The sequence below is a fragment of the uncultured Winogradskyella sp. genome (genome assembly GCF_937958655.1).
Taxonomy (GTDB): Bacteria; Bacteroidota; Bacteroidia; order Flavobacteriales; family Flavobacteriaceae; genus Winogradskyella.
The window spans coordinates 1-15898 of sequence record NZ_CALGNH010000008.1 but is presented as its reverse complement, the minus strand read 5'-3'; the positions used below and the strand labels follow the sequence as shown (position 1 = coordinate 15898).

Genomic DNA, 15898 nt, shown 5'->3' with positions numbered 1-15898 from the left:
TGTTAAAATAAAATGCATTTCATCGAATATTAAAGCTTTTAATCTGATTTATACAAAAAAAAGCTGTTATTCGTAGTCCCAAGACAAAATGAGTTAGTCTTAAATTAAAATTACTTTTTTGTCCTAAATCTACCATTAAATTTAACTTATGAAAACCAAAACAAATCTAGAAGAACCTACTTTAAATGATAGTGTGATGGTGAACAACTTAAAAAACACAATGAGAGTAATCTCTGGTGTTATTAAGTTAACTAAGAAAATATTCATGCTATAACCCTTTGGGTATGGCATGGATTAATTTCTTTGTGTATTCTTTTTTAGGGGATTCATAAATACGATCAGCTTCTCCAATTTCTTCAATTTTGCCTTTATTCATTACTAATAACTGGTCTGCCATATATTTAACAACAGCTAGGTCATGAGAAATAAATATATAGGTAAATCCAAATTGTGATTTTAAGTTATTCAAAAGGTTTAAAACCTGAGCTTGTACGGAAATATCTAATGCAGAGACAGACTCATCGCAAATAATAAGTTTGGGTTCTAGAGCAATAGTCCTAGCAATACCAATACGTTGTCTTTGTCCTCCAGAAAATTCGTGAGGATATTTAAAGAAACTATCTTGTTCTAAACCAACTTTTTTAAGTAAATCAATGACCTTGTCATTTCTTTCCTGGTCAGTGTGTCCTATATTATGAACTTTCATGGGTTCCATAATAGCATTACCAACAGTAAGTCTTGGATTCAATGACGCATAAGGATCCTGAAATATAATTTGAATATCCTTTCTAAGTTGTCTTAAGGCATCTGAGTTAAGATTGGTAATGTCATCCCCTTTATAAATTAGAGTGCCTGAGGTTGCTTTGTCTAGCTGTAAGATAGTATTGCCTAGCGTAGATTTACCGCAACCAGATTCTCCTACAAGTCCTAATGTTTCTCCTGGATATATTTTAAAGCTAACTCCATCAACAGCCTTAAATTTTTTATGCTTAGAAAATAAGCCAGTTTTTGATAGATATACTTTTTTTAAATCTATAACTTCAAGCAAAGGAGGTTGGGCATACAGTTTTTTATGATGTAATTGTCGTTCTTCTGAGGAAATAATTCTATTTTCAACAGTATTAGACATAAAGTTTGAGATGGTAGGCAACGACTTTAATCTAACATTGGTAGATGGCCTAGCGCCTATTAATGCTTTTGTGTAATTATGTTGAGGGTTAGTAAATATAGCTTTCGTATTGCCTTGTTCAACAATCTCTCCTTTATACATTACTAATACATTATCCGCAAACTCTGAAACTAAGGATAAATCATGAGAAATGAATAAAATACTCATTTTAGTGGTTCTCTGAATTTGTTTCAGTAATTCTAAAATATCTTTTTGTACGGTAACATCCAATGCTGTGGTAGGCTCATCCGCAATGAGTAATTGTGGCTGACATGCAATGGCCATTGCAATCATAACGCGTTGCTTCTGTCCACCAGATATTTCGTGAGGATAAGCTGTAAAAACATGCTTTGGATCTGGTAGTTTTACATTTTCAAAGCATCTAAGTACCTCGGTTTTAAGTTCAGATTTAGATAGTTGAGTATGTTGTTTAAGAATTTCTTCTACCTGTTTACCACATCGCATAGACGGATTTAAGGAACTCATAGGTTCCTGAAAGATCATGGCAATGTCTTTACCTCTAATTTTTAAAAATTCTTTTTGTGGTATTTGAACCAAATCTTTAGACTTAAAAAGAATTGAACCAGATGTAATCTTAGAAATTCCTTTTGGTAATAAACCCATAAGTGCTAAAGACGACACCGATTTACCAGATCCAGACTCACCCACAATAGCTGTAATACTATTTTTTTGTAATTGGTAACTAATGCCACGGATAATTTTAACATCTTTTTTATGACTCGTAAAGGCTATAGAAAGATCTCTAACGTTTAACAGAATAGATTTGTGCATGCGTAAAAATAGTTATTTTCAAAAATTAACACTGTATAGCGTACAGTTATTAATTTTAATGTAAAACACATTATTTTTTAAAACACTGATTTACAGTTTATTATTAATATTGTAATTATAAAAAATGCATTTCATCGATTATTTATGCTTTTTACGGATAAAAAGTAATATATTCGCCACAACTATAAATTCATTAAATAGTAATCTAATGAGAAAAATTGCCCCTTTAACCCTACTCATAAGTCTTTTTTTACAGATTTCATTTGCGCAAAATGAGCATTCACGTATTACCATTAATAATCCAAGTCAATCAACTTTAGATATCCTTGCGGAACAAGGTATTGATTTGCGTTGTGGTGTAAAACACGATCACTCTAGTTTAACCTTAGACATTTCAGACGCAGATAGAACCGTACTGCAACAGTACGGTATAGCTTACACTACGCAGATTAATGATTTACAAACATATTACCACCAGAGAGCGGTTAACACATTACCATCAGCAATTACAGATGCGCAGTTAGAAGATGCTAAGACTAAGGCAAGTAGAGCAAATTTAAGAGCAGACCTACAAAAATCTTCTACATCTTCTGTAATTTTAGACAACTATTTACAGTACAAAGAGATTGATGAAAAAGATTGGGTTAAACCACTAAAGTGGGAGCTGGGTAGTATGGGAGGTTGCTATACAATTAGCGAAGTTGAGAGAGAATTAGATGAGATGAGAGCCTACTCACAAACCAATGGATTAGATATTGTTTCTGTTAAACAAGATGCATCGCCTACTGGGCAGACCACATGGGGAAATCCATCTGGAACAATTACCAATAATGGTTTAACGTATTCTGGCCAAGGCACATCGCGTTGGGATCCTCAAACAATTTATTACATAAGAATTACAGGAAACGAGAGTACAACAGCAGAAGGCACAAAACCACAATTATTATTTACCTCAATGATACATTCTAGAGAGGTAAATGCACTTATGGGTAATATGTATTTTATGTGGTACCTCATTGAGAATTATAATTTGGACCCTGCTATAAAAGAGTTAGTGGATAATAATGAACTCTATTTTATACCAGTTGTAAACCCTGATGGGTTACGATGGAATCAACATTTAAGCCCAACAGGTGGTGGTATGCAGCGTAAAAATTGTAGACCAAACACTGGTAGTACCAATAATACAACATCAACAAGAGGTGTAGATCTTAATAGAAATTTCGACTATTTTTGGGGATCTGCAGGTACGGGCTCTTCTGGTACACCTTCTAGTGATTCTTACAGAGGACCAAGTGCAGCATCTGAACCAGAAACACAAATTATAGTAGATTTTACTTTAGCTAGAAACTTTAAGACTGCAGTTTGGAATCATACGTTCGCAAACTCAATCCCACATCCTTATGGTGGTAATCCGTCTTTTACATCGGGTTATGAAGATGAAATGCATGATATGCATGCAGAAATGACACGTTATAACAGATATGTATCTGGCGCCACTATATTTACACCAGCAAACGGTATTGCAGACGATTGGATGGTTGGTGGAGCTACAGACGGCAATGGATCTACGGGATCTGGTCAAAATATATTAGCTACTACCCCAGAGCATGGTGGTACAGGTTTTTGGCCTTCTACAGGAGATATTATTCCAATTGCTAAACGCTCAGTTCGTATATCATTTGCAGCGGCTTATTATGGAGGAAAGTATGCTAAATTTCATGATTTAACGCAAAGCGATATATCTAGTTTATCCTCAAATTTAGATTTCGCTATTGAACGTGTAGGTCAAACAGCGAGTGATTTTACATTGGCAGTGACGCCGATTTCAGCAAATATTACAAACATAACATCACCTGCTACGCAAACAGGAATGTCTGTTTTAGAACAGCGTAATATTTCAGCTGTAGTAACTTTAGATCCTAGTATACAGCCTAATGACAAAATAGAGTATAACGTTACTTTATCAAATGACGACGGAGTCTTCTACAATATTAACGTAGAAAAATACTACCAGCCTTCTGTGTTATTTTTTCATGATGCAGATACGGATGGTTTAACAGGGTGGAACAATAGTGGTTGGAATAATACGGGTGCTGATGCTTATTCTGGAAGTAATTCTTTAACTACGGGAGCTTACGGAAATAATACAAACAAAACATTAACAACCACTAGTGGGTATAACTTATCTAACTCTACAAAAGTACTGGTTCAGTTTTACAGCAAGTGGGATATTGAACGTAATTTTGATTTTGTAGAATTACAAGCTTCAACTAACGGTACTAATTGGATTAATTTAAACGGTAGATACACAAAACCAGAATCTTCGGCGAGTACAAATGACCATAATGCTAAGAGCAACGCAGACGAAGCATTTCAGGGTAATAACGCATCGGGTCATATATATGATGGTGACCGAATGGATAAGTGGGTAATGGAAGAGATCGTAATAGATAACCTTAATAATACCGCACTTTTTGGAGCTACAAATGTCTTTTTTAGATTCAGGATGCGATCAGACTCGGAAAACGAATTTGAGAATTATTCTGCTAATGCCGAAGGATTTTATTTCGATGATTTTAAAGTTATAAGTGTTACTATACCATGCTCTACAATTGTACCTACAGGTATTGTAGTAGATGGTATTACATCTTCTGAAGCTACTGTTACTTGGGAGGATGTGCCATCAGCCACTTATGACTTAAGATACAGAGCAATAGGCACTACGACTTGGACAGAAGTAACAGATATAGCCATTGAAAGCTACGTAATAACAGGATTAGATGAAACGACAGAATACGAGGTGCAAATAAGAACACGTTGTACTAATTCTACATCGGCTTATAGTAATTCAGAATTATTTTCTACAACTGAGATTGTTAATTGTACAGGTACAGTAATTTCATCGTTTTCATATACCGAATCCTTTAATGGTAGTATTGGTGATTGGATACAAAACGGCTCAGTTGATGATGATGGTGACTGGCTAATTAACACTGGAGGAACACCAACCGGTAATACAGGACCTACTGATGATATATCAGGAGGTAGTGATTACCTTTATATAGAAGCTTCCTCTAACGGAACAACAGGTGAAATTGGTGCCAATGCTTCTGCAATTTTAACAAGCCCTTGTTATGATTTAAATAATTTACCAGGTGGCTATTTTACATTTTATTATCATGCTTTTGGAGGTGATGTAGCAACAGGATCTTTAGAGTTAGAAATATCAACGGATGACGGCACTAACTGGACTACTATTTTTTCACCAACGTTAGTAAGTGAGAATGTTTGGAAGTATGAAAACATTGATCTTGCTGATTACATTGGTGAAGTTGTTAAATTTCGATTTATAGGAACTACAGGTGATAGTTTTAGTAGTGATATTGCTATAGATGAGGTAGGAATTGGTAGTGCAATTCTTCCAGACTATTGTGACTCTACAGCTACTGATACTAATTACTTCTTACTTATTGAAAATGTGGAATTCAATACTATAGACAATAATTCCAATAATGATAACCAGTTGTATTCAGATTTCACAGGTGTATCTACTACAGTATCTAAGAGTACAGATTACAATTTAACAATTACACCACAATATAATGTAGCTACAACCAATGAAGTAGGTTATGCGGCATGGATTGATTTTAATATGGATGGTGATTTTGATGATGCTAATGAAAACGTATTTACGCAAGCACCTATCGCAGGTGGTAATCCTGTAAATACTACAGTGACAATACCAAACAACATTGTTAATGGAATGGCCAGAATGAGAATTTCTATGAAATTTAATGCAGTGCCAACATCTTGTGAAACTTTTCAGTATGGCGAAGTAGAAGATTACAACATTAATTTATTTAATGGTTTGTTATACAGTAATTCAACATGGACACCAAATGCTCCAAGTGATTTAACTGATAATGAAGATATTCTAATCTTAGATGGCAGTTTTACGACTAGTACAGATATTAATGTTAAAGATGTAACTATTAATACTGGTACAGAATTTAATGTAGCTAAAGCCAACTCAGTAACTATAAATGGGAATATCTTTAATAATGGTGAATTTATAATGGATTCAGACTCTAACGAATTTTCTAGCTTAATATTTAACGGAGTGTCGTTTGGGGATTTAAAATATAAAAGGCATGTTAATCCTGTAACCAATAGAAACGATCTCATAGCTCCACCATTTTATGGTGAAAGTTTTATTAGTTTTAAAAACGCTAATTCTAACATAGTTTCAAATCCAGCATCAACCTTATATTTGTTTGGGCCTTTTGATAAAACATCGAGTGATTATATAACATATTCCAACACTGAGGTTGTGTCATTAGAGTCTGGTAAAGGGTATAGAACAGCATCTACAGATAATAGTACGTTTACTTTTACTGGTTCTGCTACTACAGGAAGCTTAGATGTTCCTATTCAAAAAACTGGATCTGCGTTTGAGATTTGGAATCTTATAGGTAATCCTTACCCATCATACATAGATTTAGAGGACTTTTTAACAGCCAATATTTCAGAATTTGATTCTGAAAGTGCTGCGGTGTATGGTTACGATGCAGATAACACAGATGGTAGTTATTGGACCGTATATAATTTAGCTTATGCGGCTACAAATCCTAATACGCTTATAGCGCCAGGGCAAGGCTTCTTTGTGTCATCAAAAGATGGAGGTGGTAGTATTTCTTTTAATCCTGCTATGAGGTCTAACGGCACATCAGACGATTTTATATCTCATAGAGCATCTCATACAATACAGAATGGAACTATTTTAATGGCTTCTGCAACGCAGAGTTTTAGTACCGATATATTTATAATGGATAATGCAAGCTTAGGCCTAGATTTAGGGTATGATGCTAGTCATTTTGAAGGTGCTACAGATAATTTTGCCATTTATTCCGAACTTGTAGAGGACAATAATGGTAAAGACATGGCTATCCAAGCTATAAACACAAATGATCTATCAAATACTACTGTAATTCCTTTAGGAGTAAATATCAGTCAAGGAGAACAAGTCACCATTAGTTTAACAAATTCTAATATAAATTCAGATGTTTATTTAGAAGACGTACTTACAAATACATTTACCCTTTTAAATGATGCAGATTATACGTTTACTGCCGACACGAATTTATCTGATATAGGAAGATTTTACTTAAGATTTGAACAAAATGCATTAACTACTAATGAATCTGAATTGGATAAAATTCAAATCTATGCGGATGATTCAGCGCATCAAATAGTTATTAAAGGTCTGTTATCTGAAAAAACAAAACTAACGTTATACGACATGCAAGGCAGGCAAATCTTAAAACAACAATTAAATTCTAACACTACAATTAATACCGTAGATACAAACCAATTTATGCAAGGGGTTTATTTAATTCAATTAGATAATGGATTAAGTAAAATATCTAAAAAGTTAATAGTGAGATAATTACAAAAGCGATTAGAGAGTTAAAAACCCAGAAAATAAATTTCTGGGTTTTTTTATATATGTTTTATTTCATTATCGTGAAGTAACTCATCTCCTCTAAGTCTAAGAAGTATTTGCGCAACGGCAATGGTGTCTTTTTCACAATAGGTAATAATACGATCTATATCACTATCTTCATAATACACACGGTACACTTCACTGCCATCAATATCATCCTTAGGTGATGGTATTCCTAAAACATTAGTTAATAACTTTAGTGAGGTGTAGGTTTTATAATCTCCGAATTTCCATAACTCTAAAGTATCAAGATGAGGTACCTCCCAAGGTTTTTTCCCAAAGAGGTTGAGTTTGTATGGTAATTCTATATTATGGATAATCATTCGTCTAGCGATGTATGGAAAATCAAACTCCTTACCATTGTGCGCGCAAAGCAAATGCTTGTTTTGGCTAAAATGCGTTATAACTAAATTCTTAAAGTCCTTTAGAATTTTAATTTCATCTCCATAGAATGAGGTTACTCTAAAGTTTCTAATCTCTCCTTCCATTTTAAAATAACCAACAGAAATACAGATGATTTTACCAAACTCAGCCCAAATACCTGCTCTGTCATAAAATTCTTCAGCTGTAAACTCTTCTTTTCGTTGATAACGAGACTTAGCACTCCAAAGCTCTTGTTTGGTTGTGTCTAAATCAGAATAAGTTTCCTGCTCTGGAACCGTTTCTATATCTAGGAATAATATGTTTTCTAAGTTAAGTTTAGAGATCATATTTATTTACCACCTCAATGGGAATTTTTTAAAGGGTTATTTTTTATCCAGCATTTCATATGCTTCATCAATATAAATATAATAATCAAGAGGAAAGGAATCTAGCATATCTGGACTTCTATGATGTCCTAACCTAACAATGATAAGATTATCCTCTGCAATGGTAATAACGTATTGCCCTAAAATGCCTCGCATAAGAAAAATATGCTTATCCATATAATCACTGATCCAAAATCCATAGCCGTAAGGTTGCCCTTCGAATCTCGATGTTGTTGCCTTCGCTACGAAAGAAGAGTCTAGTATCTGTTGTCCATTCCACTTACCATTGTCCTTATAAAGTTTCCCAAACCTTGCAAAATCTCTAGCATTACTAGAAATACAGCAAAATGCTTTTGCTAGTTGATTTTCATCGTCGTCTAGCTGCCATAAGGCATCATTTTTGGCTCCTAAGGGTTTCCAAAAACTTTCTGATAGGTAATCTGCTAGTTTTTTACCCGTTGTTTTTTCGATTATCATTCCCAATAACTGAGTACTTCCGCTTAAATATTCAAATTCTTTGCCAGGTGTTTTTATTACCTTTTGATTTAAGATTGTTTCGGCTAAATCGTCATCATAGTTAGCTCTTGCAGTTATAGAAAAAGGACTTGTGTAGTGTTCTACCCAATCTAGACCAGATGCCATTGAAGATAAATCTCCTACTGTAGTTTCAGCATTTTTAAACTCAGAAAAGAAATCACCAACAGGTTGGTTTAAATCTTTAATATAGCCATCCATAATGGCTTTGCCCAGAAGCGATGAGGTTATACTTTTGGCCATTGAAAAAGAATTGGTTTTTGAATCTGCACTATAACCATCTGCGTACCACTCATAAAAAATGCTATCATTTTTAATAATCATATACGCTACGGTCCCAAATTCTTTGTTCGTAATATTTAACCTAGTGGTAGCTTGTATTGATTTATATGATTCGTGCAAAGGCCATGTAGCTATATGATCTCCTTTTTTTATCGTATCATTTTCAAAATGAGGATAATCATCTATATATGCAGTAACATGTCCTGTAAAATAAACGACTCTAATACCTTTTAAGATATAATCATAGTCAAAAATATAAGCAGTTATAACTAAAACACTTATGATTCCTATAAGCCACTTAATAATTTTTTTTACTATTCTCATTAAACCAAAGCTTTACTGATTCTTTCTTTTTTTGAGTTTGTTTTTATAAAAACGCTTATCAGCGATATAAAGTGTTTTATTAAAAGTAGCAATTATATTTTGCTTTTCATCAACCAAACTCATTGTTTTAACGATATCGGTTTCTTTATGTTTGGCGACTTGTTGCTTTAGGGTTTCAATTTCTTTTTGAGTAAATACAAACTCACCGTAAATAGTAGATTTTGCTGGTTTCTTGTAACGTGCTTCAACGGCTTTATCCCAAACGACGTATTCATTTCCTAAAATTTGAATCAGTTGTATCATATAAATTGGATCTGTAGCAGCTAACATGCTTCCTCCAAAAATAGTACCTGCATAATTTCTGTTTTTCCAATTTAACTTAAGTCTAATCTTTACATAGTGCAAATCGTCACTGACTTCAATTAATTTAGCGGTAGTCCGACGATACATAGGAGACCAGTTAAAGCCATACTTGTATATGGTCGAAACTTTAAAGAAGCGTTTTAGGAATTCTGTGGCAGTTTTGTACATTAAAAGAGGGTTTGCTGTTTGTATTCACTTTCATGATTTAACAACCATTGCTTTCTATGTATTCCACCAGCATAACCTGTTAAACTCCCGTCGCTGCCTATAACTCGGTGACACGGCACGATAATCCAAAGCGGATTTTTACCGTTAGCACTTGCGGCAGCTCTAATTGCTTTAACATCTCCTAATTGTTTAGCCAAATCTAAATAGGATATGGTCTTACCGTAAGGAATTGTCTCGAGCTGTTTCCATACTTTTTTCTGAAATGTTGTACCCTCCGGATTTAATTTTAAGTCGAACGATTTAAGCTCATTATTAAAATAGGCTTTGAGTTGTGTTACGCAGTTTAGTAATGCTTCAGGAATTGTGCTGGAGACTTCTTCTGAAGTATCTAACACTGAAACAGAATAAATACCTTGGCTATTACCAGTAATTTTAGCAATTCCTAAAGGCGTTTCAATACAACAGGCATCCATTAATTTTCAGGATTGTCATTTTCAATAAGTCCTAAGCGCTTAGCACGATACTCCCAGCTTTTTCTGGCGAGTTTTTGTAGATCCGACACATTATCGCTTTCGTCCATAATTTCCATACCTAATAGCGTTTCAATAACATCTTCCATAGTAACAATACCGCTAACCGAGCCGTATTCGTCAACAACTAAGGCCATGTGATTACGGCTTTCAACAAGCTGATTAAACAAAGTAGGAATTGGTAAACTACGATTAACGACAATAATACTTCGCTTAATATCCACTAGCAATTTGTCGCCATTACCTAGTCCCATTTCCCTAAAGACCTCGTCTTTTAGTACCAATCCTGTAATATTATCCGAGTTTTTTGTGTAAACAGGAATACGCGAAAACCTAATGTTAGAATTAGCGTCAAAAAAATCGCGCACGGATATGGCTTCATTTTCAGATTTCATAACCGTACGAGGTGTCATAATATCCTTGGCCTGTACTTCCTTAAAGTTTAAAAGATTCTTTATAACCTTACTTTCGTTCTCTTCAAAGACCCCTTCTTCGTGCGCAATATCTGCCATGGCCACAAAGCCTTCACGACTCAAAACACTACCATGCCCTTTGCCACCTATTAATTTGGTGGTGAGTTGTAATACCCAAAGGATTCCTGTCCATTTTAAAGGAAAAATTAAGACGTTAAGGGCTTTGGCCGTAAAATTGGCAAGTTGCTTCCAAAATGTGGCACCAATTGTTTTCGGGATGATTTCTGACGCTACTAAGATTAAGATAGTCATAACTGTAGAAACTACGGCTACCATTACATCTTCTGTGAATTCGAAACCTAAAACACGGCGTTTAGTAGTGCCATAAAGTTCGACATAGGCTACTTTGGCTTGTACACCAACCAAAATTGCACCAACAGTATGTGCAATGGTATTTAGGGTTAAAATAGCAATTAATGGACGGTCTACGTCCTTTTTTAATTCTTCTAATTCTGTTGCGTAAGCCTTTCCTTCTTTCTTTTTTACATTGATAAACGTTGGCGTAATACTAAGTAAAACAGCCTCTAAAATGGAGCATAAAAACGAAAAGAAGATAGAAATTATAGCGAAAAAAATGAGTAAGCCCATTAATATATTGAAGTTTAAGTTATTGCGAAGTTACAAAATAGTAGAGTTAAAAAACAGTCAAATAAAATTCATAATTTTAAGATATGAAATATTTAACGACATTACCCATTTTATTCATGTCCTTTTTTCTAAATACCTAAAAAGGTAAAGTAACTTACATATTGTCAACCAAAAAAGATAGTATAACAGCTTAATAATAACCCTGAAAAAACCACTATTGAAAAGGGTGTTTTAGGGATGCTACATAGTACTTTACCTATTTCATGTTATTTAGTTTTTAACCCTAATATAGCAGTTTATATGGTAGAAGAAGCCGTTGATATTTCTGTGAAACACGGACCAGCAGGATATAACGGTTTGCCAGGTTTAGTTATGGAAATTGATGATATACTTTATCGTTGGACTGTTTCTAAGATTGATTTTGATAGTAAAGAAGCCGATAATATTATTTAACCTGTTGAAGGAGAGCTCATAACAATGTAGGGATTGAAAAGGTTAGCAGGCAACCCTTTTGGTGAAGATTGAAAAATCTTAAAAAGTCATTTAGCATTTAATAGTTTATAACATCTTTTGCAGAGTAAGACGCTATTATATGCGCTCTAGTATGCTTTGTTTTTAGAGGAAAATAATGGCTTAATCACTTTTTTTTGATTACAGCTTTACAAATTAAAATTTAAAGTAAACATTGGTATTACATCGATGTTACGAAGATATAACATCAGAAAAGCACAAGCAGGAGTTAATCTCTCCTAAATTCTCTGCAGATTATCTATTAGCGTTAATTAATGATGTTCTTTTGATTAATAAAATGGATTATCAAAACCTTGTTTTAGATAAGGCATCATTTAAGCAAAGTCGAATAATTAAAAATATTAAAAAATCTTTTGAATATGTGCTAACAAAATAACAATGAACTAATCTTACAAATAGACCCTGAAATATCGAATGATTTAATAGGTAGTTCGGTTAGAATTTCTCAAATTCTTATGAATTTAGTCGGTAACGCCGCAAAATTTAATGAAAATGGTACGATTTGGTTAACTATTAAATTAAATAAAAAAACTAGCGATGGACACTGTCGTTTGTTTTTTGAAGTAAAGGATAATGGTATTGGTATTCCAAAGGATAAACAAGCTGTAATTTTTAAAGAGTTTGCCCAGATTGGAAATGATAATTACAGCCATAAAGGTTCTGGTTTAGGTCTGTCCATAGTTAAAAAACTACTAAAGTTACATAATAGTGAGATTAGCCTAGAAAGTGAGCTAGGAAAAGGCTCTAGCTTTAGTTTTGAGCTTAATTTATTTGAAAATAAAAATGTTGAAGAAACCTGTGCCTTAGCTATTTGTTTAAAGGATAAAAAAGCAACTGAAAAAGCACATATTTTAGTAGATGATAATAAAATAAACCTAAAAATTACGGAGCGTATGCCTCTAAGAATAGTATGACATCCAATTTGTCTATTAATGGTAAAGAGGCGATTTCTTTAGCTAAAGCTAATAATTACGATATTATACTTATGGATATTAATATGCCCGAAATGGATGGTATTGAAGCCTCTAGGATTATACGAACTTTTAATAAAACTGTACCGATTATAGCGCTAACAGCATTAGATTTTGAAGATATTAAACCAAGTATAAAAAATTCAGATTTAAATGATGTGCTCTCAAAGCCTTATGATGAATCTCAATTTATAATTACTATACTTAATCATTTAAAATCTAAATCACTAAAGCGAAAAAGCCTGAGATCTTCATCCGTTAAAAAGTTTAAATCCATAAATTAATTAATGGTTCTGTTTTATCTATTTAAGAGTTTTACAACATCTTTCGCAAAGTAAGAGGCTATAATGTCGGCACCGGCACGTTTAATAGATGTGACTTGTTCTAGCATAACCGCATCATGGTTTAACCAACCTTTTTCTGCTGCAGCCTTTAGCATCGCATATTCACCTGAGACTTGATATACTGCGATAGGAATTTCAAAACTGTTTTTAATATCGCGTACAATATCAAGATAGCAAAGCCCTGGCTTTACCATAACAATATCTGCACCTTCATTAATATCCATTTCTGTTTCTCTAATGGCTTCATCTCTATTGGCAAAGTCCATTTGATAGGTTTTTTTGTCCTTAGGGACATCAATCATGTCAACTGGTGCAGAGTCCAAAGCATCTCTAAAAGGGCCGTAAAATGCAGAGGCATATTTAGCTGAGTAGCTCATTATACCAACATCTAAAAAGTTAGATTGGTCTAGACCTTCTCTAATACCTATAATACGACCATCCATCATATCACTTGGTGCTACAAAATCAGCTCCAGCTTGTGCATGAGAAATACTCATTTCTGCTAATACTTCTACTGTGGCATCGTTAATTATTTTTCCTCCTTCAACAATACCGTCATGGCCATAGGAAGAAAATGGGTCTAAGGCGACATCAGTCATCACCAGCATGCCTGGGCAAACATCCTTAACCGTCTTTATAGCGCGCTGCATTAAGCCATTAGGATTAAGGGCTTCAGTACCTTTATTATCTTTTAAGACATCATCTACTTTTATAAACAGTAAAACAGATTTTAAGCCCAAATTCCAAATTAATTTAACTTCATCTTTTAATAAGTCTAAACTGTAACGATAGTAATTTGGCATAGAAGCAATTTCTTCCTTTTTACCTTTACCTTCGACTACAAAAAGTGGCACTAAGAAATCGTTAGGAGCAATGATTGTTTCTCTAACTAAGCTTCTTATGGCTTCGTTGGTTCTTAATCGTCTATTTCTTCTAATTGGAAACATGTCTTAAAATTATAAGTTAAAAGTACAAAGTTATAAGTTGCTCACCCAAACTTTAAACCCAATCTATAGGGTTTTGTAATATTTCTATTAAGCGTTCTTCTTCGCTTCCTTTTTTAGGATGATGGTTATAAACCCACTGCACATGTGGCGGTAAGCTCATTAAAATACTTTCTATTCTACCGTTGGTTTTCAATCCAAACAAGGTGCCTTTATCGTGTACAAGGTTGAACTCTACATAACGACCACGTCTTATTTCTTGCCAATTGCGCTGCTCTTGAGTATATGGCAGGTCCTTTCGTTTTTCAACAATAGGAACATAAGCCTCAAGAAAACTATCACCAACTTCGGTTACAAAGTCGTACCAGTTTTGCATGCTCATGTCGTCTGTCTTTTTGCAATAATCAAAGAATAAGCCTCCTAATCCACGTGCTTCTTTTCTGTGTGAATTATAAAAATATTCATCACATCGGGCTTTGTATTTGGGATAAAACTCTGAGTTATATTTATCACAGGCGGTTTTACAAATATTATGAAAGTGTTTAGCATCCTCATCAATCAAATAATAAGGTGTTAGATCTTGCCCACCACCAAACCATTGGTCTACGATTGGTCTTGGCTCGCCTGGCCTGAGCGAAGTCGAAGGATACATTTCAAAATAGCGCCAATTGGCATGTACGGTCGGTACCATTGGATTTTTTGGGTGCAGCACTAAACTAAGTCCACAGGCAAAGAAATCAGCATCTTCTACACCAAAGTATTTTTGCATACTCTCAGGTAGTTTACCATGAACACCCGATATGTTAACCCCGCCTTTTTCAAAAACATTGCCGTTTTCAATAACGCGTGTTCTTCCTCCTCCACCTTCTGGGCGTTTCCATATGTCCTCTTGAAACTTGGCTTTACCATCTATAGCTTCTAGTTTTGAAGTGATGGTATCTTGTAATTGGTGTATATAATTGAAAAATTTATCTTTCATAGACCTTGCAGGTTTTTCAAACCTAGCAGGTCTAAACGACCATTCCATATCATTAATCTGTGTTTCAAAATCTGGCAGGTTTGAGTTGTGAGCATATTTAAAATTATCTAAATCTTCAAAGAGATTTACAATGTATGTTTTAGTATCTGAAGAAATTAAATCAGAATTTGAAAAGTATGATTTGAAAGAGGAGAACCTGTAAGTTTTAAAGTCCTCTACAATTTTATGATTTTCAGGGTTTTTATGAATATATAAAACAAGTTGTTTAAGGTAATCTTCATCTTTGATTACCTTTCTTTTAAAGGGCCTCTGAAACAACGCTCCTGTCCTTGAGTTTTGTTTGTTATAGGCTTTTGTATATGCATTGAAAAGATTTGACAAAGCTTGATTGACTTCCTTTGTTTCAGATAGAACCTCAATTGCAAAATGAAAGTGATTATTCAATAAGCAATAAGAGATAATATTTACTTTAGAGTTTAAATATCTTTCAACTAATTTTAGAAAATAGGACATATTATTTTCATCTTGGAAAATAGTTGAGCTATTGATTCCTCTATTATATATGTGGTAATAATATCCTTTTTCTAGTTTTTCCATTCGTTATTTTGTGAGACCTGCAAGGTTTGAAAAACCTGCTAGGTCTTATATAATT

Annotated in this window: 12 protein-coding genes; 4 read left to right on the top strand and 8 right to left on the bottom strand. The window is 34.0% G+C overall.

What is annotated here, in order from left to right; translation table 11 throughout:
• Positions 1-268: 268 nt before the first annotated feature.
• A complete protein-coding gene (locus tag Q0800_RS01725) occupies positions 269-1960 on the bottom strand; it encodes an ABC transporter ATP-binding protein (protein WP_299127067.1) in 1692 nt (563 codons plus the stop codon).
• A 208-nt stretch (positions 1961-2168) separates the two neighbouring features.
• Between Q0800_RS01725 and Q0800_RS01720 the strand changes: the two genes are divergently transcribed.
• Positions 2169-7409 carry a M14 family zinc carboxypeptidase gene (locus Q0800_RS01720; protein WP_299127065.1) on the top strand — a complete coding sequence of 1747 codons (5241 nt, stop codon included), beginning with the start codon at positions 2169-2171 and terminating at the stop codon, positions 7407-7409.
• Positions 7410-7462: 53 nt separating this feature from the next.
• On the opposite strand, the gene Q0800_RS01715 is transcribed toward Q0800_RS01720, so the two are convergent.
• Genes Q0800_RS01715 through Q0800_RS01695 form a run of 5 tightly spaced genes read right to left on the bottom strand, consistent with a single transcriptional unit; the run spans position 7463 to position 11477 of the window.
• A complete protein-coding gene (locus tag Q0800_RS01715) occupies positions 7463-8176 on the bottom strand; it encodes a 3'-5' exonuclease (RefSeq protein WP_299127062.1) in 714 nt (237 codons plus the stop codon).
• Positions 8177-8212: 36 nt separating this feature from the next.
• Positions 8213-9355 carry a serine hydrolase gene (locus Q0800_RS01710; RefSeq protein WP_299127061.1) on the bottom strand — a complete coding sequence of 381 codons (1143 nt, stop codon included), beginning with the start codon at positions 9353-9355 and terminating at the stop codon, positions 8213-8215.
• A 12-nt stretch (positions 9356-9367) separates the two neighbouring features.
• Positions 9368-9886: a DUF4442 domain-containing protein gene (locus Q0800_RS01705; RefSeq protein WP_299127059.1), complete on the bottom strand. Its 519-nt coding sequence runs from the start codon at positions 9884-9886 to the stop codon at positions 9368-9370.
• On the bottom strand, positions 9886-10359 hold the full coding sequence (locus Q0800_RS01700; RefSeq protein ID WP_299127057.1) for a methylated-DNA--[protein]-cysteine S-methyltransferase: 474 nt from the start codon (positions 10357-10359) through the stop codon (positions 9886-9888). The genes Q0800_RS01705 and Q0800_RS01700 overlap by 1 nt, the downstream gene beginning before the upstream one ends.
• Positions 10359-11477 (bottom strand): CNNM domain-containing protein, encoded by a 1119-nt coding sequence (locus tag Q0800_RS01695; RefSeq protein WP_299127055.1) that lies wholly within the window; start codon positions 11475-11477, stop codon positions 10359-10361. The genes Q0800_RS01700 and Q0800_RS01695 overlap by 1 nt, the downstream gene beginning before the upstream one ends.
• 237 nt (positions 11478-11714) lie before the next feature.
• Between Q0800_RS01695 and Q0800_RS01690 the strand changes: the two genes are divergently transcribed.
• The 3 genes from Q0800_RS01690 (at position 11715) to Q0800_RS01680 (ending at position 13263) form a co-directional block, all read left to right on the top strand.
• A complete protein-coding gene (locus Q0800_RS01690; protein ID WP_299127054.1) occupies positions 11715-11930 on the top strand; it encodes a hypothetical protein in 216 nt (71 codons plus the stop codon).
• 464 nt (positions 11931-12394) lie between these two features.
• The gene (locus tag Q0800_RS01685; protein WP_366518824.1) at positions 12395-12922 is read left to right on the top strand and encodes an ATP-binding protein; all 528 of its coding nucleotides are present in this window, start codon (positions 12395-12397) and stop codon (positions 12920-12922) included.
• A complete protein-coding gene (locus Q0800_RS01680) occupies positions 12919-13263 on the top strand; it encodes a response regulator (RefSeq protein ID WP_299127053.1) in 345 nt (114 codons plus the stop codon). The genes Q0800_RS01685 and Q0800_RS01680 overlap by 4 nt, the downstream gene beginning before the upstream one ends.
• Positions 13264-13277: 14 nt before the next feature.
• On the opposite strand, the gene hemB is transcribed toward Q0800_RS01680, so the two are convergent.
• Positions 13278-14270 (bottom strand): porphobilinogen synthase, encoded by a 993-nt coding sequence (gene hemB / locus Q0800_RS01675; protein ID WP_299127052.1) that lies wholly within the window; start codon positions 14268-14270, stop codon positions 13278-13280.
• A gap of 52 nt (positions 14271-14322) precedes the next feature.
• A complete protein-coding gene (gene hemF, locus Q0800_RS01670) occupies positions 14323-15246 on the bottom strand; it encodes an oxygen-dependent coproporphyrinogen oxidase (protein WP_299127127.1) in 924 nt (307 codons plus the stop codon).
• Between the last annotated feature and the right edge of the window lie 652 nt (positions 15247-15898).

Bases quoted from the DNA above. Each gene is read 5' to 3' on its own strand.
- Q0800_RS01725 (WP_299127067.1), bottom strand. From the start codon at position 1,960: ATGCACAAATCTATTCTGTTAAACGTTAGAGATCTTTCTATAGCCTTT.
- Q0800_RS01720 (WP_299127065.1), top strand. From the start codon at position 2,169: ATGAGAAAAATTGCCCCTTTAACCCTACTCATAAGTCTTTTTTTACAG.
- Q0800_RS01715 (WP_299127062.1), bottom strand. From the start codon at position 8,176: ATGATCTCTAAACTTAACTTAGAAAACATATTATTCCTAGATATAGAA.
- Q0800_RS01710 (WP_299127061.1), bottom strand. From the start codon at position 9,355: ATGAGAATAGTAAAAAAAATTATTAAGTGGCTTATAGGAATCATAAGT.
- Q0800_RS01705 (WP_299127059.1), bottom strand. From the start codon at position 9,886: ATGTACAAAACTGCCACAGAATTCCTAAAACGCTTCTTTAAAGTTTCG.
- Q0800_RS01700 (WP_299127057.1), bottom strand. From the start codon at position 10,359: ATGGATGCCTGTTGTATTGAAACGCCTTTAGGAATTGCTAAAATTACT.
- Q0800_RS01695 (WP_299127055.1), bottom strand. From the start codon at position 11,477: ATGGGCTTACTCATTTTTTTCGCTATAATTTCTATCTTCTTTTCGTTT.
- Q0800_RS01690 (WP_299127054.1), top strand. From the start codon at position 11,715: ATGCTACATAGTACTTTACCTATTTCATGTTATTTAGTTTTTAACCCT.
- Q0800_RS01680 (WP_299127053.1), top strand. From the start codon at position 12,919: ATGACATCCAATTTGTCTATTAATGGTAAAGAGGCGATTTCTTTAGCT.
- hemB (WP_299127052.1), bottom strand. From the start codon at position 14,270: ATGTTTCCAATTAGAAGAAATAGACGATTAAGAACCAACGAAGCCATA.
- hemF (WP_299127127.1), bottom strand. From the start codon at position 15,246: ATGAAAGATAAATTTTTCAATTATATACACCAATTACAAGATACCATC.